This is a genomic window from Pseudomonas sp. GW531-T4, from assembly GCF_017349615.1.
Taxonomy (GTDB): domain Bacteria; phylum Pseudomonadota; class Gammaproteobacteria; order Pseudomonadales; family Pseudomonadaceae; genus Aquipseudomonas; species Aquipseudomonas chlororaphis_I.
This window is the reverse complement of record NZ_JACMZT010000019.1, coordinates 81,828-106,814: the sequence shown is the minus strand read 5'-3', so window position 1 is coordinate 106,814 and position 24,987 is coordinate 81,828. Positions and strand designations below refer to the sequence as shown.

Annotated in this window: 20 protein-coding genes; 9 read left to right on the top strand and 11 right to left on the bottom strand. The window is 61.7% G+C overall.

Features of this window, described 5'->3' with window-relative positions:
* Nucleotides 1-35 precede the first annotated feature (35 nt).
* The 4 genes from ubiG to J4D28_RS17060 all read left to right on the top strand — a co-directional run bounded on the left by ubiG (nt 36) and on the right by J4D28_RS17060 (nt 3,485).
* Entirely contained in the window at nt 36-734 is a 699-nt protein-coding gene (ubiG, locus tag J4D28_RS17075) for a bifunctional 2-polyprenyl-6-hydroxyphenol methylase/3-demethylubiquinol 3-O-methyltransferase UbiG (RefSeq protein WP_007932212.1), read from the top strand.
* Between the two features lie 4 nt (nt 735-738).
* Nucleotides 739-1,410, top strand: a complete 672-nt coding sequence (gene mupP / locus J4D28_RS17070) for an N-acetylmuramic acid 6-phosphate phosphatase MupP (RefSeq protein ID WP_007932213.1) — start codon at nt 739-741, stop codon at nt 1,408-1,410.
* Between the two features lie 38 nt (nt 1,411-1,448).
* Complete coding sequence (locus J4D28_RS17065; protein WP_009050171.1) at nt 1,449-2,189, top strand: YciK family oxidoreductase; 741 nt, start codon at nt 1,449-1,451, stop codon at nt 2,187-2,189.
* A gap of 369 nt (nt 2,190-2,558) precedes the next feature.
* The gene (locus tag J4D28_RS17060; RefSeq protein ID WP_009050172.1) at nt 2,559-3,485 is read left to right on the top strand and encodes a GGDEF domain-containing protein; all 927 of its coding nucleotides are present in this window, start codon (nt 2,559-2,561) and stop codon (nt 3,483-3,485) included.
* 36 nt (nt 3,486-3,521) lie between these two features.
* Here the strand turns inward: J4D28_RS17060 and J4D28_RS17055 are convergent, their stop codons facing one another.
* The 7 genes from J4D28_RS17055 to J4D28_RS17025 form a co-directional block, all read right to left on the bottom strand.
* Nucleotides 3,522-4,274: a TenA family transcriptional regulator gene (locus J4D28_RS17055; RefSeq protein ID WP_219733907.1), complete on the bottom strand. Its 753-nt coding sequence runs from the start codon at nt 4,272-4,274 to the stop codon at nt 3,522-3,524.
* Between the two features lie 78 nt (nt 4,275-4,352).
* Nucleotides 4,353-6,812 carry an EAL domain-containing protein gene (locus J4D28_RS17050; RefSeq protein WP_009050174.1) on the bottom strand — a complete coding sequence of 820 codons (2,460 nt, stop codon included), beginning with the start codon at nt 6,810-6,812 and terminating at the stop codon, nt 4,353-4,355.
* 204 nt (nt 6,813-7,016) lie between these two features.
* On the bottom strand, nt 7,017-8,843 hold the full coding sequence (locus tag J4D28_RS17045; RefSeq protein ID WP_009050175.1) for an ABC transporter ATP-binding protein: 1,827 nt from the start codon (nt 8,841-8,843) through the stop codon (nt 7,017-7,019).
* Nucleotides 8,836-9,438: a DsbA family protein gene (locus J4D28_RS17040; RefSeq protein ID WP_172833393.1), complete on the bottom strand. Its 603-nt coding sequence runs from the start codon at nt 9,436-9,438 to the stop codon at nt 8,836-8,838. Before J4D28_RS17040 ends, J4D28_RS17045 begins: the two co-directional genes overlap by 8 nt.
* A gap of 36 nt (nt 9,439-9,474) precedes the next feature.
* The gene (locus J4D28_RS17035) at nt 9,475-10,416 is read right to left on the bottom strand and encodes a rhodanese-related sulfurtransferase (protein ID WP_009050177.1); all 942 of its coding nucleotides are present in this window, start codon (nt 10,414-10,416) and stop codon (nt 9,475-9,477) included.
* Between the two features lie 101 nt (nt 10,417-10,517).
* A complete protein-coding gene (locus tag J4D28_RS17030) occupies nt 10,518-10,817 on the bottom strand; it encodes a BolA family transcriptional regulator (RefSeq protein WP_009050178.1) in 300 nt (99 codons plus the stop codon).
* A 12-nt stretch (nt 10,818-10,829) separates the two neighbouring features.
* A complete protein-coding gene (locus J4D28_RS17025; RefSeq protein WP_009045024.1) occupies nt 10,830-11,345 on the bottom strand; it encodes a DUF2059 domain-containing protein in 516 nt (171 codons plus the stop codon).
* 193 nt (nt 11,346-11,538) lie between these two features.
* Here J4D28_RS17025 and J4D28_RS17020 point away from each other — a divergent pair, with 193 nt between their 5' ends.
* Nucleotides 11,539-12,933 (top strand): class II fumarate hydratase, encoded by a 1,395-nt coding sequence (locus tag J4D28_RS17020; protein ID WP_009050179.1) that lies wholly within the window; start codon nt 11,539-11,541, stop codon nt 12,931-12,933.
* 88 nt (nt 12,934-13,021) lie between these two features.
* Here J4D28_RS17020 and J4D28_RS17015 read toward each other — a convergent pair whose 3' ends face one another.
* The 3 genes from J4D28_RS17015 to pap form a co-directional block, all read right to left on the bottom strand.
* Nucleotides 13,022-13,987, bottom strand: coding sequence for a DMT family transporter (locus tag J4D28_RS17015; RefSeq protein ID WP_009050180.1), 966 nt, complete (start codon nt 13,985-13,987; stop codon nt 13,022-13,024).
* 217 nt (nt 13,988-14,204) lie between these two features.
* Nucleotides 14,205-15,389: a thiolase family protein gene (locus tag J4D28_RS17010; protein ID WP_009050181.1), complete on the bottom strand. Its 1,185-nt coding sequence runs from the start codon at nt 15,387-15,389 to the stop codon at nt 14,205-14,207.
* A gap of 143 nt (nt 15,390-15,532) precedes the next feature.
* Entirely contained in the window at nt 15,533-17,053 is a 1,521-nt protein-coding gene (pap, locus tag J4D28_RS17005; protein ID WP_009050182.1) for a polyphosphate:AMP phosphotransferase, read from the bottom strand.
* Nucleotides 17,054-17,194: 141 nt separating this feature from the next.
* Between pap and mnmC the strand changes: the two genes are divergently transcribed.
* Complete coding sequence (gene mnmC, locus J4D28_RS17000; protein WP_103331194.1) at nt 17,195-19,201, top strand: bifunctional tRNA (5-methylaminomethyl-2-thiouridine)(34)-methyltransferase MnmD/FAD-dependent 5-carboxymethylaminomethyl-2-thiouridine(34) oxidoreductase MnmC; 2,007 nt, start codon at nt 17,195-17,197, stop codon at nt 19,199-19,201.
* 517 nt (nt 19,202-19,718) lie between these two features.
* Nucleotides 19,719-20,720 (top strand): acyltransferase, encoded by a 1,002-nt coding sequence (locus J4D28_RS16995; RefSeq protein ID WP_080577970.1) that lies wholly within the window; start codon nt 19,719-19,721, stop codon nt 20,718-20,720.
* A gap of 15 nt (nt 20,721-20,735) precedes the next feature.
* Here the strand turns inward: J4D28_RS16995 and J4D28_RS16990 are convergent, their stop codons facing one another.
* Complete coding sequence (locus J4D28_RS16990) at nt 20,736-22,382, bottom strand: glycosyl hydrolase family 28-related protein (protein ID WP_009050184.1); 1,647 nt, start codon at nt 22,380-22,382, stop codon at nt 20,736-20,738.
* A 202-nt stretch (nt 22,383-22,584) separates the two neighbouring features.
* Between J4D28_RS16990 and J4D28_RS16985 the strand changes: the two genes are divergently transcribed.
* Nucleotides 22,585-23,106 carry a site-specific integrase gene (locus J4D28_RS16985; protein WP_232290977.1) on the top strand — a complete coding sequence of 174 codons (522 nt, stop codon included), beginning with the start codon at nt 22,585-22,587 and terminating at the stop codon, nt 23,104-23,106.
* A 105-nt stretch (nt 23,107-23,211) separates the two neighbouring features.
* The gene (locus tag J4D28_RS16980; RefSeq protein ID WP_103331195.1) at nt 23,212-24,984 is read left to right on the top strand and encodes an N-acetylglutaminylglutamine amidotransferase; all 1,773 of its coding nucleotides are present in this window, start codon (nt 23,212-23,214) and stop codon (nt 24,982-24,984) included.
* Nucleotides 24,985-24,987 lie beyond the last annotated feature (3 nt).

Here is a 24,987-nt window from a genome sequence, read left to right as displayed (position 1 = left end):
GATAGCAAGCATTTTCCAGATTCAGAGGATTACCCATGAGCAACGTCGACCACGCCGAAATCGCCAAATTCGAAGCCCTCGCCCATCGTTGGTGGGACCGCGAAAGCGAATTCAAGCCGCTGCACGATATCAACCCGCTGCGGGTCAACTGGATTGACGAGCGCGTCAACCTGGCCGGCAAGAAAGTCCTCGACGTCGGTTGCGGCGGCGGTATCCTCAGCGAAGCCATGGCCCAGCGCGGCGCCACGGTAACCGGCATCGACATGGGCGAGGCCCCGCTGGCGGTGGCACAGCTGCATCAACTGGAGTCCGGGGTGAACGTCGAATACCGGCAGATCACCGCCGAAGCCCTGGCCGAGGAGATGCCCGAGCAGTTCGACGTCGTCACCTGCCTGGAGATGCTCGAGCACGTACCGGACCCGTCCTCGGTGATCCGCGCCTGCTTCCGCATGGTCAAGCCCGGCGGCCAGGTGTTCTTCTCCACCATCAACCGCAATCCGAAGGCCTACCTGTTCGCCATCATCGGCGCCGAATACATCATGAAGCTGCTGCCGCGCGGCACCCATGACTTCAAGAAATTCATCCGCCCTTCCGAACTGGGCGCCTGGAGCCGCGACGCCGGCCTGACCGTCAAGGACATCATCGGCCTGACCTACAACCCGCTGACCAAACACTACAAGCTGGCCGCCGACGTCGACGTCAACTACATGATCCAGACCCTGCGAGAGGAATAAGCCCATGCGTATCAGAGCAGTTCTTTTCGACATGGACGGCACCCTGCTCGACACCGCGCCGGACTTCATCGCCATCTGCCAGGCCATGCGCGCCGACCGCGGCCTGGCGCCGATCGCGGACAAGCATATTCGCGACGAAATCTCCGGCGGCGCCCGGGCGATGGTGGCCGTGACCTTCTCGATGGACCCGGAATCCCCGGGCTTCGAGGAACTGCGCCTGGAGTTCCTGGAGCGCTACCTCAAGCATTGCGCGGTGCACAGCAAGCTGTTCGACGGCATGGCCGAGCTGCTGGCCGATATCGAGAAGGCCAATCTGCTCTGGGGCGTGGTCACCAACAAGCCGGTGCGCTTTGCCGAGCCGATCATGCAGCAGCTGGGCCTGGCGGAACGTTCCGCCCTGCTGATCTGCCCGGATCACGTAAAGAACAGCAAACCCGATCCGGAACCGTTGATCCTCGCGTGCAAGATGCTCGACCTCGACCCGGCCAGCGTCCTGTTCGTCGGCGACGACCTGCGCGACATCGAATCGGGCCGCGATGCAGGCACCAGGACCGCCGCCGTGACCTACGGCTACATCCATCCGGACGACAATCCCAAGCATTGGGGCGCCGACGTGGTGGTCGATCACCCACTGGAACTGCGCCAGGTCCTGGATCAGGCGCTGTGCAGCTGCTGACCGGCCCAGGCTTTCGCTTCTGATTTCCCGAGGTTTTTATGTTTGATTATTCCGCCCGCCCCGAACTGCTCAAGGATCGGGTCATCCTGGTCACCGGCGCTGGCCGCGGCATCGGTGCCGCTGCCGCCAAGACCTTCGCCGCCCACGGCGCCACCGTGCTGCTGCTGGGCAAGACCGAAGCCAACCTGACCCAGGCCTACGACGAGATCGAAGCCGCCGGCCATCCTCAGCCGGTGGTGATTCCGTTCAACCTGGAAACCGCCCTGCCGCACCAGTACGACGAACTGGCCGCCATGGTCGAAGCCGAGTTCGGCCACCTCGATGGCCTGCTGCATAACGCCTCGATCATTGGTCCACGCACGCCGCTGGAACAGCTGTCGGGCGAGAACTTCATGCGTGTGATGCAAGTCAACGTCAACGCCATGTTCATGCTGACCAGTACCCTGCTGCCGCTGCTCAAGCTGTCCCAGGACGCCTCGGTGGTGTTCACCTCCAGCAGCGTTGGCCGCAAGGGCCGTGCCTACTGGGGCGCCTATGGCGTTTCGAAATTCGCCACCGAAGGCCTGATGCAGACCCTGGCCGACGAAGTCGACGGCGTTGCCCCGGTGCGCGCCAACAGCGTCAATCCGGGCGCTACCCGCACCAGCATGCGCGCCCAGGCCTACCCGGGGGAAAATCCGAGCAACAACCCGGCCCCCGAGGAGATCATGCCGGTCTACCTGTACCTCATGGGTCCGGACAGTAGCGGGATCAACGGCCAGGCATTCGACGCCCAGTAATCCTTTCTTTTGGCCGCGGCGGAATACCGTCGCGGCGCTCCTTTCTTCGCCGGCCTTTGCCGAGCCATCGCCAGACAAATGCCACCCTTGGCCACGCCAAACCTCGGCACTGTCAGCCAACCATCTGAATTCAAAAGCATTTTGCTCAGATGAAGCAAATGGCACGCCTTTCGCTCTAATCTCCCTCAGATAGGCAGTGTATTGGCGAAACTCGGCGGCGATCGGGTCGGGGCTTATAACGGGCTCTAAAGCGGATTAGACTGTGGGCACTTTGTCCTGCGGGACTGATGGAACAGTATGACGTGCAGCCATGAGCCGCTCTCACCCAGCCAGTAAAGATTGCATTACGTGCTCAGGGGCTCACGCCATATGAAAACACCGACCCAGACCAACGCAATTGACTTCGATAGTGCCAAATTGCAACGCCTGGGCTTTGGCCAGCAGTCACCACTCCTGCAACGCCCGGTCAGCCTCGCCCAGCTGCGCCAGCAACTGAGCCTGCAATTGCAGACCAGCCTGGAACCGCAACGCATTCTCGGCCTGTTCTTCCGCGAAACCCAACGCCTTGTGCCCCTGGATGCCCTGGTTTACCAGCACAAGCCCAGCGACCTGCGCCTGGAGTTCGGCCAGCGCGGCCACCACTCCATCAGCTACAGCCTGAGCCATGAAGGCGAGACCATGGGTGAGCTGGTGTTTCGGCGCAATCAGCGCTTCAGCGACCAGGAACAGAGCCATCTGGAATCCCTGCTGTCCACCCTGCTTTACCCGATGCGCAATGCCCTGCTCTATCGGGCCGCCACCCGTAGCGCCCTGCGCGATCCCTTGACCGACACCGGCAACCGGATCGCCATGGACCAGACGCTGCAGCGGGAAATTGAAATGGCCCGCCGCCACTTGCACCCGCTGTCGCTGCTGATGCTGGATATCGATCACTTCAAGAGAATCAACGACAGCCACGGCCACAGCGCCGGCGATGAAGTGCTCAAGGCCGTTGCCGCAGCCATCAAGGCGCAGTTGCGCAACGTCGACATGGTGTTTCGTTTTGGCGGCGAGGAGTTCCTGATCCTGCTGTCCAACACCGGCCGCGATGCTGCCGCCATGGTGGGAGAACGGCTGCGCCAGGCGGCCCAGGCCAAGGATTACTGGGCGGATGGCAAGTTGATCGAGCTGACGGTCAGCCTGGGTTGCTCGACCCTGCTGCCAGGGGAATCAGCCGAGAGCCTGCTGCGCCGTGCGGACAGCGCGCTGTACGTGGCCAAGCGCGAAGGCCGCAATCGCCTGGCGATGGCCGGCTGAGAGAATGGCTGGGCCGCCTCCATCGGAGGCAGCCACTCAACCTTCGACCAGCGCCATCCGCTCACGGGCCGCGGGGGTCTTTTCCTGTTGCAGGCAACGCTCCAGGAACAGGTACATGTAGTCATAACTCTTGCAGATCGCCTGGCGCAGTTCGCTCTGCAAGGCTTTGCTCGGCTTCATGCCGGCCAGGGTACAGATGATTTCCAGCGCCTCCCAAGGATGCGCATCGTCGTACTGGGCATGCATTTTCAGCCACTTCATCGCCCGCTTGCGCTCTTCTTCGGGAAAGGCCGCCGCATACACGCCAGTGGAGCAGACCAGCGCCGACCACTCACCCGTTGCCCCCTCGATTGCATAGTTGGTCGCAGCGATCGCCACGATCAGCGAGTCGGCGGAGCTGGTGTGCCAGCACCAATGACTCAAGGCATGCAACTCCGGAGGGACCTGCTGCGCCTGCAGATCTTCCAGGCTCACGCCGTGGGCGCGGCTCCAGTTCACCCAGTAATCGGCATGATTGAGCTCGACCCGGATATTGCGCATCAGCCAGCGCCGCGCCATGTCCTCACCGGGGTGACGGGCAAAACGGGTCTTGGTCAGGTTCTGCGCCATGTACAGGGCGAACTGCTCGACAACCGGCCAGCCACCGATCAGGTACTGGCGCATGGTCTTGTTGCTGAGCTTGTTGTCACGCATGCGCTGGTACAGTTCATGGTCGACCACGCGGCGCTTGCTCTCGCTGCAATCCTGGATCAGCTGCTGGGCCCAGGCCGGATAGCTTGCAGCGTCCATGAGCGGACCGGTCCTGTTGAATGCGTCGATCACTGTCGGGGCTCCTTTTGATGGTGATGGTACGGATCAGCGAGAGATTCAACGGAACGTGCCAGGAGCCTTGAATAGCAGAGGCTGTGGTCGTGAAGGCCGGCACTGCAGGCTGTCGCAGGTAAAGAGTTGCGGGCGCTCGATCAGGTAGCCCTGAGCGTAATCCACGCCGATCTCCAACAATGCCTGCTCAATCTGCGGTGTTTCGACAAACTCGGCAATCGTGCGTTTGCCCATCACATGACCGATATGGTTGATCACCTCGACCATCGCGCGATTGATCGGGTCGTCCAGCATATCCTTTACGAAACTTCCATCGATCTTCAGGAAGTCTACAGGCAAATGTTTGAGATAAGCGAATGACGACATTCCCGCGCAAAAGTCGTCCAACGAAAAATGGCAGCCCAAGCCCTTGAGCTCGTTGATAAATCGAATCGCACTGCCGAGATTGGAGATAGCGCTGGTCTCGGTGATTTCAAAACAAATCAGGTCCGGCGGCACGCCATGGACGATGAACTGCTCGCGCAGGAAGTCCAGGAAAGCCTCGTCACCGATGGTCGCGCCCGACAGATTGATCGCACACATCGCCAGCGGCCCTTCACGCTCCTCGCGGATGCATTCGGCGATGATCTTGAACACATTCTCCACCACCCAACGGTCCAGAGAGGTCATCAGGCCGTAACGCTCGGCGGCCGGAATGAAACTGTCGGGCAGGATCATCCGCCCGGCCTCGTCGTGCAGGCGCAGCAGAATCTCGATATGCCCGCCAAGCCGGTCCACATGCCCCAGGGCGGCTATTTCCTGGGCATAAAGACAGAAGCGGTTTTCCTCCAGGGCCATGTGCAGGCGCTGGACCCAGGCCATTTCACCGAACCGCAGGGACAGCTCCGAGTCGTCCGCGTGATAGACCTGAACCCGGTTGCGCCCTTTCTCCTTGGCCATGTAGCACGCCATGTCCGCTGCCCGCAGTGATGCTTCGAGGGTGGTCGGGGTGTGCGCCACGTGCACCAGGCCGATACTGACCGTGGTCACGAAGGGCCGGCCCTTCCAGACAAAATGCAGGTTCTGCACCGTCTGGCGCAGGCCTTCGGCGATCTTTTCCGCCGCTTCCGGCGAGCAGTTTTCCAGCAGGATGCCGAATTCGTCGCCACCCAGGCGCGCCAGGGTATCGCCCTCGCGCAGGCCCGACTGGAGCAAGGCGCAGATATGCCGGAGCAGCTCGTCCCCTGCCGCATGGCCGCAGGTGTCGTTGACCAGCTTGAACTGGTCCAGGTCGAGGAACATCAGCGCATGCCGCCCCGACTGCCGGCTCAGGTTGTGCAGCGCCTGCTCCAGGCGGTATTCGAACTCGCGGCGGTTCGCCAGGCCGGTCAAGGCATCGTGGGTCGCCTGCCAGGACAGATTGGCGATGTACTGGCGTTCCTGGGTCATGTCGTGCAGCACCAGCACCGTGCCGCTGACCTTGCCGGCGTTCTGGATAGGCGCGCCGACCAGGGTCACCGACACCGTGCTGCCATCCAGGCGCTGGATCAGCTTCGAATGCTCGCTGCCACCACTGAGCTGGCCGCTGAGGATATGTTCGATCAGGGTGAAGCCGTCGGTCTGGGCATTTTCATCGAGCAGATTGAACAAGGCCGCCAGCGGCAGCCCCACGGCCTGCTCGGCCTTCCAGTGGGTCATTTCCTCGGCGGCCGGGTTCATGTAGGCGATGGCGCCGTCCACGTCGGTGGTGATGACGCCGTCGCCAATGGATTGCAGGGTGATCTGCGCCCGCTCCTTTTCCAGCTGCAAGGCGCTGGCGAATTCATGACGCTGGGCCAGCAGCTTATGGGTGCGCAGCAACGCCAGGACAATCAGCCCCAGCGCGGTGGCCAGGTTGGTGATCAGCAACAGCCGCAGGATGACCCGCGAGCCCTCGCCCAGTGCATCGCTAAAGGCCTTGGCCGCGGGCGTTACGCCATCGTTGATGGCGAAAATCTGGTTCTTCCAGCGCTGGATATCGGCTTCGGAGGCCTGGTTGCTGGTAATGCTGCGGTGCATTTCATGGGCCACGCTATCGAGCTGCACCAGATAACTGTCGCCCACGGTCCACAGGTCGATGGCTTTTTCCAGGTAGCTGAAATGGCGGAAGTTCAGGTACAGCCAGATCACGCTGTCGCTGTCGTCGGGGTGGTTGCCGCCCTTGAGAATCCCCGCCCGCGCGGCATTCAGGTCGGGCGGTTGCTGATCCAGCGCGACCCGCAGCTCATGCCCGCCCTGAGGCACGGCAATGGCGTTCTGGTACTTCAGGAAGATCGATTCGTCGCGGCTGTCGGCGTAGAGATTGAGGTAGTAGATGGCGTCCTTCTGGCCCTTGGACCAAAGGCTCTCCCCGGCAACGTAACCACGTACCGCCGAAAGGACATATAAGCTGAGGCCACCCAACAGCGCTTGAAACAACACCACCGCAATAAATGGCCAGACGATGCCCAATAACCGTGGCGTTCCGAGAGTCCGCTTTTGCTTCATGAGGTCCCTTGCATAAGCACTGCCAGATGAACACCCGAGAAAATAACGCTCCTGACAGCACAGACTAGGCTAATTTCCGCGGCTTCGAACGCACAGGCCGTGACGTTCGAGCACGCTGCCAGTCGAGACACGACAGGGCCGTGCCCCAGGAGGGTCATTTCCACCAGAGAATTCAAGCACTAAGCACAGAAAACCGGATAAAACTCAAGGTCGTTGGACTTGCTGCAAATGCCCGTAAAGCTTGGCGTAAAGGCCGCCGTCGGCAATTAGCTGCTGATGGTCGCCATCTTCGGCAATCTGTCCGCCATCGAACACCAGAACCCGATCCGCCTGTTTTACCGCGGACAAGCGGTGGGCAATGATCAGGGTAGTCCGGCCATGCAGGAAACGGGTCAGCGCCTGGTGCAGGTTGTACTCGGTGGCGGCGTCCAGGGCGGAGGTGGCTTCGTCGAGGATCACCACCTTGGGCTCGGCCAGGACCATCCGCGCGATCGCCAGGCGCTGGCGCTGGCCGCCGGACAGACGCACGCCGGAGCGGCCGACCACACTGTCCAGGCCGTTGGCCAGGGCGCGCACCGTCGAATCCAGCTGGGCGATCTCCAGCGCCCGCCAACAGGCCTCGTCGCTGCGCTCGCGGCCCATGGTCAGGTTGGCGCGGATGCTGTCGTTGAACAGCGCCGGATGCTGCAACACCACCGCGACGTTTTCGCGCAGGGTTTCCAGGCCGATTTCCTGCTGGGTCTTGCCGCCAAAACGAATCACGCCCGCCTGCGGTGTATAGAGCCCCAGCAACAGCTGCACCAGGGTACTTTTGCCACCGCCGCTGGCGCCGACGATCGCCACCTTCTCCCCCGGTTCGATCGACAGGTTCATCTGATCCAACACCAGCTCGTCGCCGTAGCCGAAGCTCAGGCCGCTGACTTCGATCCCCACGGTCTCGCGCCCCTGGAACGGGTCGACACCGCCGGCGTACTGCGGCTCGTCGGCCCGCGACAGCAGCTCGTTGATGCGCGACAGCGCGCCACCGGCGGCGTAGTAGGCGTATTGCAGGTTCAGCAGTTGTTCCACCGGGCCGATCATGAACCACAGGTAGCTGAACACAGCCAGCATCTGGCCGATGGACAGATCGGAAAACAGCACGGTGAGCATGGCCGCCGCGCGGAAGATATCGATCCCGAACTGGAACAGCAGCCCGCTGGCGCGATTGGAGGCGTCGCTCTTCCATTGCGAGGCCACCGCGTAGTCCCGCACATCCTGGGCACGCCGGCCGAGACGGCCGAGGAAAAAGCCCTGGCGGTTGCCCGCGCGGACTTCCTGGATCGCATCCAGGGTTTCGGTCAGGGCCTGGGTGAACCGCGAGGTGCTGTCGTTCTCGAGCTTCTTCAGGTGCTTGACCCGCTTGCCCAGCTGCACCGTGGCGTAGATCACCAGGGGGTTGAACAGCAGGATCAGCAGCGCCAGTTGCCAGTGCATCCACATCAGGATGCCCGCGGTGCCCACCAGCGTGAGCATGGCCACCAGAAAACGGCTGAGGGTTTCGCCGACAAACTTGTCCAGGGTGTCGAGGTCGGTGACCAGGTGAGTCGTCACCGTACCGCTGCCCAGGCTTTCGTATTCGCCCAGGGAAATGCGCTTGAGGCGCTCGATCAGCCGCAGGCGGATGCGATAGACGATGTCCTTGGCCAACCCGGCAAACAACCGGGCCTGCAGCACGTTGAACAGCAGCGCCGAGCAACGCAGCATCAGGGTGATCAGCAACATCAGGCCTATATAGCCGGCGGCGCTCTGCCAGCCCGCGGGCAAGGCGTGGTTCATCACCTTCAGCGCGGCATCGCCGTGCCCCAGCAGCACTTCGTCCACCAGCAATGGCAGCAGCAACGGAATCGGCACGCTGCACAGCGTCGCCAGGACGGCCACGCCATTGGCGATCCACAACGCTTTTTTATGCTGCAGTGCCAGCCGGCGGACTTCCGCCCAGCTCAGGCGATCGACGGGTTCCGGCGCTTGTGGATCACCAACCAGATCACGCACAGGCGGCACGCTCCAGCCAGCGGCCGAGCAGTGGAGACAGCTCACTCAGGGGCTGATAGCCATTGGTCAACAAGGCCAGCTGGCCATTGCGTTCGGCCAGCAAGGTCGGGAAGCCGGCGATCCCCAGGTCCTGGACCCAGGTGAAATCGGCGGCGGTGGCGGCATGCTGCTCGGCGCGATCAAAAGCCTCGGCGAACTCGATGCGCGGCACACCCGCTGCTTCGGCCAGTTCCACCAGAACGCTGGCGCGAGTGACATCCCGGCCTTCGACGTAAAAAGCCTGTTGGATCAGCCGCAAAAGTTTCCAGGCGCAATCCGGAGCCAGGCTGCGCGCCGTCACAATGGCGCGGCACGCAGGCTCGGTGTCATAGACAAAACCGTCGGGCAAGGCGCCCTCGAACTTGAACGGCTGGCCGGTGGCCTCGGTGACCGCCTGCCAGTGTTCGATGATGTAGCGGCGAGTGGTCGGCTCCAGTGCCGAGCCACTGCCGGTACGCAGGCCGCCCACCACCAGATGCAACTCGACGCCCGCTGCGCGCGCCTGCTCGACCAGGGCCTCGGCCACTGGAGCGAAGCCCCAGCACCACGAACACATCGGGTCCATCACATAGAGCAGGCGGGCAGACATGGCTCAGGCCTCGGAAGAAGATTGCTTGTAGTTGTAACCGATCGGGTGCGGCATGTTGCGAGCCTTGGCCAGTTCAATCTGCTTCTGCCGGTCGATGGCGCTGCGGCGGGTTTTCTCGCTCAGCGTGTCCCAGCAATGCGGGCAGCTGATACCCGGTACATAGTGCTCGCTGGCGCGATCTTCGACGCTTACCGGCGTGCGGCAGGCATGACATTGATCGTAGTCGCCTTCGCTGAGGTCGTGACGCACAGTCACCCGATTATCGAAGACGAAGCAGTCGCCCTGCCATTTACTCTCCTGCTGCGGCACCTCTTCGAGGTACTTGAGGATGCCACCCTTGAGGTGGAAGACCTCGCCGAAACCTTCGCTGAGCATATAGCTCGAAGCCTTCTCACAACGAATGCCGCCGGTGCAGAACATCGCGACCTTCTTGTGCTTGCTCGGGTCGAAGTTGGCTTTGATGTAGTCGGGGAACTCGCGAAAACTGGTGGTCTTCGGGTCGATGGCGCCTTCGAAGGTGCCGATCGACACTTCGTAGTCGTTGCGGGTGTCGATCAGCAGCACTTGCGGGTCGCTGATCAGCGCGTTCCAGTCCTGCGGCTCGACATAGGTGCCGACCTTCTTGTTCGGGTCGACGCCGGGCACGCCCAGGGTCACGATCTCTTTCTTGAGCTTGACCTTGGTGCGGTAGAACGGCTGCTCGTCGCAGTAGGACTCTTTGTGATCGATGTCGACCATGCGCGGGTCGTTCCTGAGCCAGGCCAGCAACCCGTCGATGCCTTCGCGGCTGCCGGACACGGTGCCGTTGATGCCTTCTTCGGCGATCAGCAGGGTGCCCTTGATGCCGTTGTCGAGCATCGCGTTGAGCAGCGGTTCGCGCAGGGAAACGTAATCTTCGAGGGTGACGAACTTATACAGTGCCGCCACGACAATAGGTTGTGTCATGGGTAATTCTCCAGGTGGCTACCCTCGTAAAGGGTGAACCGGATGCAAAAAAAACGCGCCGACTGAGCGGCGCGTTGCGGATTCTAGCAAAAAACCTGTGGTTAATGCTTGCTGCCGCCAGCGCAGGTCGGCGAGGCCGGGGCCACGCCAATCTTCGCCCATTCTTGCGGCGTGTAGGTATGCAGCGCCAACGCATGGAACTGGCCCATCAGCTCGCCCAGGGTCGCGTAGACCTTCTGGTGACGCTTGACGCTGTTGAGCCCGGCAAACTGCTCGCTGACCAGCACGGCCTTGAAGTGGGTCTCCAGGCCGCGGCTGTGCATGTGGCTTTCATCCAGCACCTGCAAATGCTCAGGCTGCAATGCGCCCAGTGCCGATTCGATACGTTGTTGCATGGTCATTCCTGGCTCCGCTTACTTCTTCTTCGCCGGTGCGGCCTTAGGCTCGAGCTCGGCGGTCATGTCGGCCAGCAGCTTGTTGACTACCGGTACCGCGCTTTCCAGCTTGGCCTGGGTCATCTGGGCCGATTGCTGGGTCAGCTGCGGCATTTTTTCCAGGACTTTCTTGCCCAGCGGCGACTGGTAGAACGCCACCAGGTCCTTGAGCTCGGATTCGCTGAAGTTGCTGGTGTAGAGCTTGACCATGTCCGGCTTCAGCTTGTTCCAGCCGATGGCCTGGTCCAGGGCGGCGTTGGCCTTGGCCTGGTAGGTTTCCAGCACGGCTTTTTTCGACTCTGGGGCTTTGGTCTGTTCAAAACGCTGAGCAAACATTTGCTGCACTTGCATGTACACCGGAGTGCCCAGCTTGTCAGCGTGCGCCAGGGTCAGGAAAGCTTCGGCACTGGCGTTGTGGCTGGCGGTATCGGCAAGCACCTGGCCGCTGGCGCAAACCAGAGCAACCGCGGTACAGATGGCACGAAGACGAGTCATCGAGTTTCCTTTTCTAGCAGGCGAGGTATAACCCCAAGGGCGACCATTCTGCGCCTAAAAAACTCTGTCGCTCAACCCCAAGCCTTGTGGTGCCTGCATTTGCTCGACCAAATGACACAGAAAGGCGCTTTATGGAACCCAGGCTGTGGATCACGGCCTAAACTGCGCAATCAGACCTACAGGAGTGAGCACGATGAGTCGAATCGAAACCGACAGCCTTGGCCAGGTTGAAGTCCCGGACGACGCCTATTGGGGCGCCCAGACCCAGCGTTCGCTGATCAACTTCGCCATCGGCAACGAGCGCATGCCGCTGTCGGTCCTGCATGCCCTGGCGTTGATCAAGAAGGCCGCGGCCCGGGTCAACGACCGCAACGGCGACCTGCCCGCCGATATCGCCCGGCTGATCGAACAGGCCGCCGACGAGGTGCTGGACGGCCAGCATGACGACCAGTTCCCGCTGGTGGTCTGGCAGACCGGCAGCGGCACCCAGAGCAATATGAACGTCAACGAGGTGATCGCCGGTCGCGCCAACGAACTGGCCGGCAACCCGCGCGGCGGCAAGTCGCCGGTGCACCCCAACGACCACGTGAATCGCTCGCAAAGCTCCAACGACTGCTTCCCCACGGCGATGCACATCGCCGCGGCCCAGGCGGTGCAGCAGCATCTGTTGCCGTCGATCGCCGAGCTGTCCGGCGGCCTGGCCGAACTCGCGGCACGCCACATGAAGCTGGTGAAGACCGGGCGCACCCACATGATGGACGCCACGCCCATCACCTTCGGCCAGGAGCTGTCGGCCTTCATCGCGCAACTGGACTACGCCGAGCGCGCCATTCGCGCGGCCCTGCCGGCGGTCTGCGAACTGGCCCAGGGCGGTACCGCCGTCGGTACCGGGCTGAACTCGCCCCACGGTTTCGGCGAGGCGATCGCCGCCGAGCTGGCGGCCTTGTCCGGACTGCCGTTTGTTACCGCGCCGAACAAGTTCGCCGCCCTCGCCGGCCATGAACCTCTGACCACCCTCTCCGGCGCCCTGAAGACCCTGGCGGTGTGCCTGATGAAAATCGCCAACGACCTGCGCCTGCTCGGCTCCGGGCCACGCGCCGGGCTGGCCGAGGTCAGGCTGCCGGCCAACGAACCGGGCAGCTCGATCATGCCAGGCAAGGTCAACCCGACCCAGTGCGAAGCCCTGTCGATGCTGGCGTGCCAGGTGATGGGCAACGACGTCGCCATCGGCTTCGCCGCCAGCCAGGGCCACCTGCAGCTGAACGTATTCAAGCCGGTGATCATCCACAACCTGCTGCAATCGGTACGCCTGCTCGCCGACGGCTGCAGCAACTTCCAGCAGCACTGCATCGCCGGGCTGGAGCCCGACCCGGTGCAGATGGCCGACCACCTGGAACGCGGGCTGATGCTGGTCACCGCGCTCAACACCCATATCGGCTACGACAAGTCCGCCGAGATCGCCAAGAAGGCCTATGCCGAGAACCGCACCTTGCGTGAAGCGGCCCTGGAGCTGGGGTATCTGACGGACGAAGAGTTCGATGCCTGGGTGCGGCCGGAAAACATGCTGGAGGCTGGCAAGCAGGGCTGATGGAAGGCGGTGATTGAACAGACGCTATCGCGGGCAAGCCTCGCTCCTACAGGATAGGGGGATTGCCCGCGATCAAGGATAACGCGCCCTAGCTCTCCGGCACTTGCATACGCACCCGCCGCGCCTTGAGCCCGGCCATCAGCGACGGCCCCAGGGCCGTCAACGCCGAGCCCAGCACCACCAACACCGCCCCGCCATAACCCAGGCCGTTGATCTGTTCGGCATGCACATATTCGGGCCACAACCAGGCCGCCACAGCCACCGCGGCGAAGGTCACCAAGGGGGTGATCGCCAGGGTGGCGCTGACCCGCGACGCCTCCCAATGGGCCAGCGCTTCGGCAAAGGCACCGTAGGCGATCAGGGTATTCAGGCAACAGGCCAGCAACAGCCAGCCTTGCAGCGGGCTCAACTCCAGCGCCTCGAGGGGATGGGCCCACGGCGTGAGCAACAGCGCGCAGAACAGGTAGATCACCATCATCACCTGCAGGGAATTCCACACCGTCAGCAACTGTTTCTGGCCCAGGGCGTAGAAGGTCCAGACCGCCGAGGCGGCGAGCACCGTCAGCACCCCGGCGGTGTAGTTGCTCAGGGACGTCAGCAGCTCGGTCAGGCGCTGATTGAAAAACAGCCCGAAACCGATCAGCAGCACCGCCAGGCCAATCCCCTGCCCCAGGCTGAAACGCTCCTTGAACACAAACAGGCTGGCGATCAGCAGCAGGATCGGCCCCATCTGCACCACCAGTTGCGCGGTGCCGGGGCTCAGCAGGTTCAGCCCCATCAGGTACAGCACGTAGTTGCCCACCAGCCCGCAGACCGCCATCAATACCAGCCAGCCGCCGCGCGGCCCAAGCACCCGCCAGCTCGGCAAACGCTTGACCGCCGCCAGGTAGATCAGCAGGAACCCACCGGACACCAACAGGCGAAACCAGGTCACGGTCACCGGGTCCATCACCAGCAACACCTGCTTGAGCTTGATCGGCAGGATGCCCCACAACAGCGCCGTCAGCAGCGCAAGGAACAAGCCGTAGACCCAGCGACCGGACGAGATGTGCATGCGAACCCCAAAAGCCTGATGGAGGGAGCCCGCATTCTAGGCCCGGGGCTGCGGCGAACACAGGGACAATTGCCGGCTGAGCGTGATTGGGATTGTGCTGGTCGTAAAAAGCATCGCGGGCAAGCCTCGCTCCTACAGAACAGTGCTGTATCTGTAGGAGCGAGGCTTGCCCGCGATAGGTTCGTAAGGCAGACAGATCCGCCCCCGCCTGACGGACTTAGCGCACCGCTTCGAACAACCCGGTCGCGCCCATGCCGCCACCCACGCACATGGTGACGATGCCGTAGCGCAGGTTGCGCCGTTGCAGTTCGCGCACCAGGTGGCCGACCTGGCGCGAACCGGTCATGCCGAACGGGTGGCCGATGGAGATCGAGCCACCGTTGACGTTGTACCTGGCGTTGTCGATCTGCAGCCGGTTGCGGCTGTACAGGCATTGCGACGCGAAGGCCTCGTTCAACTCCCAGAGGTCGATGTCGTCCACTTGCAGGCCCTTGGCCTTGAGCAGCTTGGGCACCGAGAACACCGGGCCGATGCCCATTTCGTCCGGCTCGCAGCCGGCCACGGTGAAACCGCGGAAGAACGCCTTGGGCTTGAGCCCCAGCGCCAGGGCCCGCTCCAGGCTCATGACCAGGGTCATGGACGCACCATCGGACAGCTGCGAGGAGTTACCCGCGGTCACCGAACCGTCTTCGGCGAACACCGGTTTCAAGCCGGCCAGGTTTTCCAGGGTAGTGTCCGGGCGGTTGCAGTCGTCACGATCGACCACGCCGTCGAGGATCTGCACCTGGCCGCTGTTCTTGTCCTCGACCCGGTACTTCACCGCCATCGCCACGATCTCGTCGTCGAACAGCCCGGCCGCCTGGGCTGCCGCGGTGCGCTGCTGGCTTTGCAGGGCGTACAGGTCCTGCTCCTCACGGCTCACGTTGTAACGCCGGGCGACCACCTCGGCGGTCTGGCCCATGGGGAAATAGATGCCCGGCACCTGCTCCTTGAGCAGCGGGTTGATCAGGTTGTCGGTGTTGACGCTTTTCATCGTCAGGCTGATGGACTCGACGCCGCCGGCGACAATGATGTCGCTGCAACCGGACGCGATCTGGTTGGCCGCGATGGCGATCGCCTGCAGGCCGGAAGAACAGAAACGGTTGAGGGTCATGCCCGCGGTACCGGTGCCCAGGCGGGACAGCACCGCGACGTTGCGCCCGATGTTGTAGCCCTGGGCGCCTTCGTTGGAACCGGCGCCGACGATGCAGTCCTCGACGCTGGCCGGGTCGATACCGTTGCGGGTCAGCAGCGCATTGACGCAATGGGCGGCCATGTCATCCGGACGGGTCTGGTTGAACTTGCCGCGAAAGGACTTGGCCAGGCCGGTCCGCACGCTATCGACGATCACCACTTCACGCATGGCATACCTCATTGTTGTTGTCGGTTGTGAGTGGGTCGAGCATAAATCCAGCCCTTGCCCGACCGCGACGATCATTCATCCGGCATATGCAAAACCATCGCGCCGCCGGGCCCGTGCCTTGACCCGCTCATCGCCGGCGACGGTTATTTCTTGTTCTTCTTGCCTTTCTTGTCCCTTTTCTCGGACTTGTCGAATGCCTCTTCCAGCGCGCGATTGAGGGTGCGCAGCACCTTGACCCGGGCCCAGCGCTTGTCGTTGGCCTCCACCAGGGTCCAGGCCGCGACCTCGGTGCTGGTGCGGTCGACCATGTCGCCGACGGCGGCGCGGTAGGCATCCCATTTGTCGCGGTTGCGCCAGTCGTCCTCGGTGATCTTGAAACGCTTGAACGGGATCTCTTCGCGGGCCTGGAAACGCTCCAGCTGGGTCTGCTTGTCGATCGCCAGCCAGAACTTGACCACTATCACTCCGGCGTCCTCGAGCTGCTCCTCGAAGTCGTTGATCTCGCCATAGGCGCGCAACCAGTCCGCCGGGCTGCAAAAGCCCTCGACCCGCTCCACCAGCACCCGGCCATACCAGGAACGGTCGAACACGGTGAACTTGCCCCGCGCCGGAATATGCCGCCAGAAGCGCCACAGATAAGGCTGGGCACGCTCGTCCTCGGTCGGTGCGGCAATCGGCACAATGCTGTACTGGCGCGGGTCCAGCGCCGCCGCTACCCGGCGGATCGCCCCGCCCTTGCCGGCGGCGTCGTTGCCCTCGAAAACCGCCACCAGCGCGTGCTTGCGCATACGCTTGTCACGCAGCAGGCCGGCCAGGCGCGCCTGCTCGGTAATCAATTGTTCCTCGTAGTCGTCCTTGTCCAGTTGCTGGCTCATGTCCAGGCTGTCGAGCAGGGTCAGCTTGTCGACCGCCTCGGCCAACGGCGCCACATGGGGCTCGGCTTCGACCGCGGGCCGGTTGAGCGCGCTCTGCAGGCCCTCGAGGAGAATCTTGCCCACCGCCAGGCTGCGGTAATGCGGGTCCACGCCTTCGATCACATGCCAGGGCGCGTAGTCGCGGCTGGTGCGGCGCAACACCCGCTCGCCATATTTGACGAACTTGTCGTAGGTCTCCGACTGCTGCCAGTCCAGCGGGCTGATGCGCCAGCTGTGCAGCGGGTCGTCCTGCAGCGACTTGAGGCGGGCCTTCATCTGTTTCTTGGACAGGTGGAACCAGAACTTGAAGATCAGCGCGCCTTCGTCGCACAGCATCTTCTCCAGGCGCTCGGCGCCGGCGATGGCCTGGTCGAAACGGCCGTCCTTGAACAGCTCGTGCACCCGTCCCTGGAGCATCTGGCTGTACCAGTTGCCGAAAAACACGCCCATGCGTCCCTTGGCCGGGAGCATCCGCCAGTAGCGCCAGGCCGGTGGCCTCGCCAGCTCTTCGTCGGTCTGCTGGTCGAAGGTGCGGACCTCGATCAGGCGTGGGTCCATCCACTCGTTGAGCAGTTTCACCGTCTCGCCCTTGCCGGCGCCTTCGATGCCGTTGATCAATACGATCACCGGGAAACGAGCTTTCTGCTTCAGCTCGAACTGGGCTTCCAGCAGGGCTTCGCGCAGGGCCGGGACTTCGGCGTCAAAGGTTTTTTTGTCGATGGCGTGACCGATTTCGGCTGATTCGAACATGAGCGACTCCCTGGCAAGATGGAGCAAGACTAGCGGATCGACACCTGATTTGTCGGCAGGGAAGATGCCAGCCATTGCCGTGGATCATTACCCCCTGTGTCGATCGGCTAGAATGGTCGCCTTGCCGTTACCGAGCCGAACATGACCGCTGAACTGTCCCACACCCAGCCCCATGCCCAGTCCCATGCCCAACTCGACTGGGACGACCAGGGCCGCCCGCGTTCGCGGGTTTTCGACGACGTGTATTTCTCCACCGACTCGGGCCTGGATGAAACCCGCCATGTGTTTCTCGAACAGAACCGCCTGCGCGAGCGTTTTGCCGCGTTGCCGCCCAGTGGCCGCTTCGTCATCGGCGAGACCGGCTTCGGCACCGGCCTGAATTTTCTCTGCGCCTGGCAGTTGTTCGAGCAACAGGCCAACCCCAGCGCACGCCTGCATTTCGTCAGCGTGGAAAAATTCCCGCTGACGCCAGCCGACCTGCAGCGCGCCCTGGCCCTGTGGCCGGAGCTCGCACCCCTGGCCGAGCGCCTGTTGCGCGCCTATGTCGCCGTGCATCAGGGCTTTCAACGCCTGGTGCTGGACGAGGGCCGCGTTACCCTGACCCTGCTGATCGGCGATGCCCTGGAGCAGTTGCCGCAACTCGACGGGCAGGTCGATGCCTGGTTCCTCGACGGCTTCGCCCCGGCGAAAAACCCCGAGATGTGGACCGCCGAGCTGTTCGCCGAACTGGCGCGCCTGGCCGCTCCGGGTTCGAGCATCAGCACCTTCACCAGCACCGGCTGGGTGCGCCGCCTGCTGAATGCCGCGGGCTTCAAGATGAAACGCACCCCGGGCATCGGCCACAAGTGGGAAGTGCTGCGCGGCGAGTTTCTCGGCTGGCCCGAAGACACGCCGAAGCCTGCCGCCAGCAAGCCCTGGTTCGCCCGCCCCACTCAACGGATCCAGGACAAACATGCCCTGGTGATCGGCGCCGGCCTGGCCGGTTGCGCCAGCGCCGCCAGCCTCGCCGCGCGGGGTTGGCAGGTCAGCCTGCTGGAGCGCCACGGGCAACTGGCCCAGGAAGCCTCGGGCAACCCGCAGGGCGTGCTGTACCTGAAACTCTCGGCCCATGGCACCGCCCTGTCGCAGATGATTCTCAGCGGTTTCGGCTACACCCGGCGCCTGCTCGAGCAGCTGCAACGGGGCGTCGACTGGGACAGCTGCGGCGTGCTGCAACTGGCCTTCAACGCCAAGGAAGCCGAGCGCCAGGCGCAGTTGGCGGCCGCCTTCCCGACGGACCTGTTGCATCAGCTGGACCAGCCCCAGGCCCAGGCCCTGGCCGGCATCGGCCTGGCTCACGGCGGGCTGTTCTACCCGGAAGGCGGCTGGGTGCATCCGCCGGCCCTGTGCCAATGGCAAGCCGCGCACCCACAGATTCGCCTGCTGCCCCATCACGATGTACTGGAATTGCGCCGGGTCGATGGCCAGTGGCAGGCCTGGGACGGCGAGCGGCTGCTGGCCAGTGCCGAGGTGGTGATCCTCGCCGGCGCCGCCGAGATCAAGCGCTTCCCGCCCAGCGCCGAGCTGCCGCTCAAGCGCATCCGCGGGCAGATCACCCGCCTGCCGCAGACCGCGCGCAGCCAGGACCTGGCCACGGTGGTGTGCGCCGAAGGCTATGTCGCCCCCGCGCGCCTGGGCGAACACACCCTGGGCGCCAGTTTCGACTTCAAGAGCGAAGACCTGACGCCCACCGCCGCCGAGCACGCGGGCAACCTGCAGATGCTCGAAGAGATCTCCCAGGACCTGGTGGAACGCCTGGAAGCCGACCGCCTGCAAGCGGGAACCCTCGAAGGACGGGCCGCCTTCCGTTGCACCAGCCCGGACTATCTGCCGATCGTCGGTCCCCTGGCGGACCAGGCGACATTCGCCGAGGTCTACGCGGTGCTGGGCAAGGATGCGCGCCAGGTCCCGGACCTGCCCTGCCCCTGGCTGGACGGCCTGTATATCAACAGCGGCCACGGCTCGCGCGGGCTGATCACCGCGCCACTGTCGGGCGAGTTGCTGGCCGCCTGGCTGGACAATGAACCGCTACCCCTGCCACGCAGCGTGGCCGAAGCCTGTCACCCCAATCGCTTTGCCTTGCGTCGGTTGATTCGCGGCAAGCCATGAAAACAAACCGCGATGCCAGGCGCCCTGGCATCGCCGCGCAAACGCCCACGGGCCCTGCCCGAGCGGCAAAACTCCAGGCAGATCAAGGCCTTTACCTCGGCCCGCAACGCACTAGCACCCCGCCGCTTATAACCCATCGGTCTAAAACTCCAGGGTTTCACCTGGGTCAGTTTCCGGGTACCTGCCGTTTCTGGCCGGTCGCGATTCCCCCCTCCCCAACGGAAAAACCGGTAAGGACATATGTGCGGATTAGCTGGAGTATGTGATATGCGCTAAACAAGGGCGCCTAGCGCCTCTTATTGTCCCTGATATCCCCTATCGGGAACTGAACATGGTACAAAAAGTGGTACGAGAGCCACATGCCCTCCTCCGGCGCCCTGCCGACCAGTCACCCCTCCCACGTTTGACCGAACCACCCATTGTCAAGCCAGCCTCCATGCCTGCGCTTGTGTCTGGACTGTTTGATTTCTGATACATTCCGGTCCGCGCCATCACGCCAGCTTGCAGAAAAGAATATATGGATATCGATAAGTCAATGAGCAACAAGCAATTAAAGTCACTACAGGCTCTGCGTGGTCTAGGTGCAATATCTGTCGTAATATTTCACGCCCTATCACTATTCCCTTTTATGAATTTCAGGGCTGGTGCAGCCGGAGTAGATTTATTCTTCGTGATTAGCGGCGTTGTCATGTACTTATCCGTCAAGCCAACAACAAGCCCTTTTGATTTCTTAAAGAAGCGGTGCATTAGAGTCATACCAATGTACTGGATCGCATCAGCAATAGCTGTTGCATACTTCTACGCACGCTATCCAGACGTTCCGCCATCATCAGAACACATCATAAGGTCGTTTCTTTTTGCGCCGCCGCCTGCCGGATTTAACATGCCGGTTCTTTACCCTGGCTGGACACTGAACTATGAAATGTTTTTCTACGCAGTTCTTGGACTTATGCTGTGCATCGGGCGGTTGGCCATACCGGCAACCATATGCCTGATAATAACTCTGGGCGCCGCGCTTCCAGAGATACAGATTATTAAGCAATACTATTTCAATCAAATAATTCTGGAGTTCGCTGCCGGTCTGGTAATCGGACACGTAATAAAGTCAGGATACAGGCCGAAAAAACCAGAGGCTGCATTATTTATAGCCGCCTCCGTACTTCTATTTTCAATTCATAACATCGCTGTTTCAGATGGCGTTATTGCGTGGGGAATACCCAGCGTTCTCCTGGTACTGGGCGCCCTTGGATTTGAAGATTCCAAACTTATCAAGGGCAGAGTTGTGCAATTCTTCGGCGAGTCCAGCTACTCAATCTACTTGTTCCATGCGATCGCAATATGGGTTGTCAGCTGGATATGGCCAGGGCAGCCAGGGCCAGAAATGGTATTAACCGCGGCGCTGCTGTCGCTGCTGATCGGGGCTATCGCGTTCAAGTACGTCGAGAGCCCCCTGCTTAGGCTTATGACAAGGCCGGCGCGCAGCAGCAGTATTTCTAAGGCAGCAAGCCCCGGCGCTTAACCGGGGCCATCTCAATCAGCACTGATAGGTCAGGGTTATGCTGATGTCGTCAGTTGATCCCCAGGTGAATGGAACAGTCGGGCCTACGAGGTTGGCCGAGCCATTTATGTTGATCGTAAAGCTGTTGACGCCTGAGTTGAGCGCGGCAACCCCGGTATAAAAGCTTGTCCCGGCGTCGCGCATCAGCACTGAGCCAACGGCATTCTCCCTCGACGCGAAGGGCAATCCAAAGGTCCAGAAGGTTCCGCCAGGCGCAGTGGTCGTCCCGAAGAGCAGGTACACACTCACCGTGACGATGTTCCCGTCTCGGACCCAGCGTCCGCGGATGGTTCCATTCCCTACAGTCCCGCTCCAGGTTGGGGTGTAGGTAGATGCTTTTGAGTAGATCAGGTTCTGACTGAGAAGGCTGGTGTTGAAAATAACAAAGCCAGATGCTGCAACATCTTGCTCTGGCTCATCGATCAAGTTTTCAAAGAAGTTTGCAGGGTCCTCAGAAGCCAGAAGGCTCTGGTTGTTGAATACTGTCCCGGCTGGGATGTAAACATAGCCTCCCTTAACAGATCCGCGACAAACGTCTCCAACGAAGTGATAAAGAAATGAGGTTTTCGTTGTTGGGTTATCGTTTCTCAGCCCCGCAAAAGTGCAATCATCAAACGACCATCCAATGTTGACGCCAAGAAATCCTACAGATGGTCCGTGCGATTCGAAATAACATTTATTGAATGCTGTGTTTTTTGTGTTCTCGACAGTCGCGCCATAGCGGTCTCCCATAAAGTTCGTACTGTTGAACACGTTTCCTACAGCGCCGATACCGCCAGTGCATCGAACCCTTGCAGCAAACTGCAAGCCTTTAAACTGACACTGATTGAATACGTTGGAGTTGACGAAGCCATTGCCGTTAAGATCCATCGCCGTATCTACCACATCGATATCAATATGATTGAACATATTCAGAAGTGGTCCGACATCGGTGGAGTTGCCCATCTGGATACCATTCTGGCAATCAGTGATGACGACATTTGACCATTCTGAACTGATCATATATCGGCACTTAACACCCCACAGCCCGCCCTTTATGCGAATGTCGTGAAGCTCAATCCAAGTATCATCAAGTGTCGCTGTGGACTGAGCGAAAATATCATGCGCACCGCTACCTTGAATTACTGTGCCACTTCCGTTCCTGTATCCAAGTGCATCACCTGCAACTCGAACGCCGCTAATATTTAATGCAGAACTTGTTTTGTAAATTCCCTTTGGAATGTAAAGAGTTTTTGAGAAGAACCTTGCAGCATTTATCGCGAGCTGCAGCTTCGCGGTGTCATCAACAACACCGTCTCCGATGACGCCGAAATCGAGTGCGCTTATTGCCTCTCTGGCCTTAGCCTGAAGTGTTCTGGATACAGCGCCCGTCCCCGCCTGAAGGAACCCGATCAGGTTAGAGCCAGCAGACCCTGATAGGCTCTGGACCGTTACGGTGACCCCATCAGGGCCGACGTACAGAATATTCGCTGCTGAGTTGATTGGGCCCTGGCCGGTTCCGATCAGGTCGCCGATGTACTGCTCGGTCCAGTTTTTGGTCGCGGCATCCTGCATCTCGACAGGATCGCTCAATTCCCTGATGCCATTACCCCCCAGCTCGATACCACCCAGCCCCATCAACATCGCTATCTCCGAGCCGAAGCGATCTATCGGACCACCTCAGAAGCTGCTTGAGGGCCTGCCAGATCCTGTCGAAATCACGGTTTACCGTTGACGAAAGAAAGTCCCCGTTCTCCTGATAATCGACCAGTCGCTGAAAGGAATCCCGCCATCGCGGGTGGTGAAGCGTGAGATTGATCCGTTCACCCGGGAAGAGGCTGATCTCATGATCGATAAGCTTTATGAGATTACGGGCGGCCTTCAATCGATATATGCAGCGTTCTTCGAGTTCTCTTTCTATACCGGAATGCGCCCGGGTGAGGCGATGGCACTACGCTGGGAGGAGATAGATACAAGGAAGAAAACGGCAAGGGTTTGCCGAATTCGGATCTACGGGGAGATCAAGGAAAGGACGAAGACGAAGACCGTTCGTGAGGTTTTATTGAACGATCGCGCTCTTCAGGCACTCGATAAAGCTAAGCCATTAACCATGGCTCACTCGGATTACGTGTTTGCGCCAAGTGGCGCTGGGGATAGGTCAGAGCTGTACGTGAAGTCAGAGACTGGCGCTAAGCGCTATTGGGTAAGCGCGATGCGAAAGCTTGGGATCAGGCAACGTCGAATGTATGACACGCGCCACACCTACGCAACGATGTGCCTGATGTCGGGCATGAACCCTGCGTTCATCGCCGCACAGCGTACAGGTCCTGCTTTCAACCTACGCCAAGTGGATCAACTCGCCGAGTGATTGGGCTGAATTGGAGAAACTGAATTTTGCTGAAACAGGTACAAATTTGGTACACGAAAAACTCCAATAGCGTCACACACTAAGAAACACAAGGGTTTTAGTCTTATGTGCGGATTAGCTGGAGAACTACGTTTTGATCATCAACCCGCCGACCTGGCAGCGGTTGAACGAATCACCCACCACCTCGCCCCTCGTGGCCCCGATGCCTGGGGCTTCCATAGCCAGGGCCCGATAGCCCTGGGCCACCGACGCCTGAAAATCATGGACCTGTCGGACGGCTCGGCCCAGCCGATGATCGACAACCAACTGGGCCTGTCCCTGGCCTTCAACGGCGCGATCTACAACTTCCCCGAACTGCGCGCCGAGCTGGAAAGCCTGGGCTACGCCTTTTACTCCGGCGGCGACACCGAGGTGCTACTCAAGGGTTATCACGCCTGGGGTGCCGAGCTGCTGCCGCGGCTCAATGGCATGTTCGCCTTCGCCATCTGGGAACGCGACGCCAAGCGCCTGTTCATCGCCCGCGACCGCCTGGGCGTCAAGCCGCTGTACCTGTCGCGCACCGGCCAGCGCCTGCGTTTCGCCTCGGCCTTGCCGGCGCTGCTCAAGGGTGGCGACATCAACCCGCTGCTCGACCCGGTGGCGCTCAACCATTACCTGAACTTCCATGCCGTGGTGCCCGCGCCGCGCACCCTGCTGGCGGGCATCGAGAAACTGCCGCCGGCCACCTGGATGCGCATCGAAGCCGACGGCCGCACCGAGCAGCAAACCTGGTGGACCCTGCCCTACGGCCCGCGCGCCGATGAAGCCGGGCTGAGCCTGGAAGACTGGCGCGATCGGGTGCTCGACAGCACCCGCGAAGCGGTGGCGATCCGCCAACGGGCGGCGGTGGATGTCGGCGTGCTGCTGTCCGGCGGCGTCGATTCGAGCCTGCTGGTCGGCCTGCTGCGCGAAGTGGGTGTGGATAACCTGTCGACCTTCTCCATCGGCTTCCAGGATGCCGGGGGCGAACGCGGTGACGAGTTCCAGTATTCGGACCTGATCGCCCAGCACTACGGCACCGATCACCATCAGTTACGCATCGACGAGCGCGAGATCATCGAACAGCTGCCGGCGGCGTTCCGCGCCATGAGCGAACCCATGGTCAGCCACGATTGCATCGCCTTCTACCTGCTGTCGCGGGAAGTCGCCAGGCATTGCAAGGTGGTGCAGAGCGGCCAGGGCGCCGACGAGCTGTTCGCCGGTTATCACTGGTACCCGCAGGTGGATGGCGCCAGCGACCCTTACGCGGCCTACCGCGAGGCGTTCTTCGACCGCAGCTACGACGACTACGCGGCCACCGTGCAGCCGCAGTGGCTGACCGCCAACGACGCCGCCGGCGATTTCGTCCGCGAGCACTTCGCCCAGCCCGGCGCCACCGCGCCTGTGGATAAGGCCCTGCGCCTGGACAGCACGGTGATGCTGGTCGACGACCCGGTCAAGCGTGTGGATAACATGACCATGGCCTGGGGCCTGGAGGCGCGCACGCCGTTCCTCGACTACCGGCTGGTGGAACTGTCGGCGCGAGTACCCGCCAAGTTCAAGCTGGCCGATGGCGGCAAGCAGGTGCTCAAGGAAGCCGCGCGCCTGGTGATCCCCAGCGCGGTGATCGACCGCAAGAAAGGCTACTTCCCGGTGCCCGGCCTCAAGCACCTGCAGGGCGACACCCTGGACTGGGTGCGTGAGCTGCTGCTCGACCCAAGCCAGGACCGCGGCCTGTTCAACCCGGCGATGCTCGACCGCCTGCTGACCGACCCACAAGGCCAACTGACGCCGTTGCGCGGCTCCAAGCTGTGGCAACTGGCCGCGCTGAACCTGTGGCTCAGCGAACAAGGAATCTGACCC

Bases quoted from the DNA above. Each gene is read 5' to 3' on its own strand.
- ubiG (WP_007932212.1), top strand. From the start codon at position 36: ATGAGCAACGTCGACCACGCCGAAATCGCCAAATTCGAAGCCCTCGCC.
- mupP (WP_007932213.1), top strand. From the start codon at position 739: ATGCGTATCAGAGCAGTTCTTTTCGACATGGACGGCACCCTGCTCGAC.
- J4D28_RS17065 (WP_009050171.1), top strand. From the start codon at position 1,449: ATGTTTGATTATTCCGCCCGCCCCGAACTGCTCAAGGATCGGGTCATC.
- J4D28_RS17060 (WP_009050172.1), top strand. From the start codon at position 2,559: ATGAAAACACCGACCCAGACCAACGCAATTGACTTCGATAGTGCCAAA.
- J4D28_RS17055 (WP_219733907.1), bottom strand. From the start codon at position 4,274: ATGGACGCTGCAAGCTATCCGGCCTGGGCCCAGCAGCTGATCCAGGAT.
- J4D28_RS17050 (WP_009050174.1), bottom strand. From the start codon at position 6,812: ATGAAGCAAAAGCGGACTCTCGGAACGCCACGGTTATTGGGCATCGTC.
- J4D28_RS17040 (WP_172833393.1), bottom strand. From the start codon at position 9,438: ATGTGTTCGTGGTGCTGGGGCTTCGCTCCAGTGGCCGAGGCCCTGGTC.
- J4D28_RS17035 (WP_009050177.1), bottom strand. From the start codon at position 10,416: ATGACACAACCTATTGTCGTGGCGGCACTGTATAAGTTCGTCACCCTC.
- J4D28_RS17030 (WP_009050178.1), bottom strand. From the start codon at position 10,817: ATGACCATGCAACAACGTATCGAATCGGCACTGGGCGCATTGCAGCCT.
- J4D28_RS17025 (WP_009045024.1), bottom strand. From the start codon at position 11,345: ATGACTCGTCTTCGTGCCATCTGTACCGCGGTTGCTCTGGTTTGCGCC.
- J4D28_RS17020 (WP_009050179.1), top strand. From the start codon at position 11,539: ATGAGTCGAATCGAAACCGACAGCCTTGGCCAGGTTGAAGTCCCGGAC.
- J4D28_RS17015 (WP_009050180.1), bottom strand. From the start codon at position 13,987: ATGCACATCTCGTCCGGTCGCTGGGTCTACGGCTTGTTCCTTGCGCTG.
- J4D28_RS17010 (WP_009050181.1), bottom strand. From the start codon at position 15,389: ATGCGTGAAGTGGTGATCGTCGATAGCGTGCGGACCGGCCTGGCCAAG.
- pap (WP_009050182.1), bottom strand. From the start codon at position 17,053: ATGTTCGAATCAGCCGAAATCGGTCACGCCATCGACAAAAAAACCTTT.
- mnmC (WP_103331194.1), top strand. From the start codon at position 17,195: ATGACCGCTGAACTGTCCCACACCCAGCCCCATGCCCAGTCCCATGCC.
- J4D28_RS16995 (WP_080577970.1), top strand. From the start codon at position 19,719: ATGGATATCGATAAGTCAATGAGCAACAAGCAATTAAAGTCACTACAG.
- J4D28_RS16990 (WP_009050184.1), bottom strand. From the start codon at position 22,382: ATGTTGATGGGGCTGGGTGGTATCGAGCTGGGGGGTAATGGCATCAGG.
- J4D28_RS16985 (WP_232290977.1), top strand. From the start codon at position 22,585: ATGATCGATAAGCTTTATGAGATTACGGGCGGCCTTCAATCGATATAT.
- J4D28_RS16980 (WP_103331195.1), top strand. From the start codon at position 23,212: ATGTGCGGATTAGCTGGAGAACTACGTTTTGATCATCAACCCGCCGAC.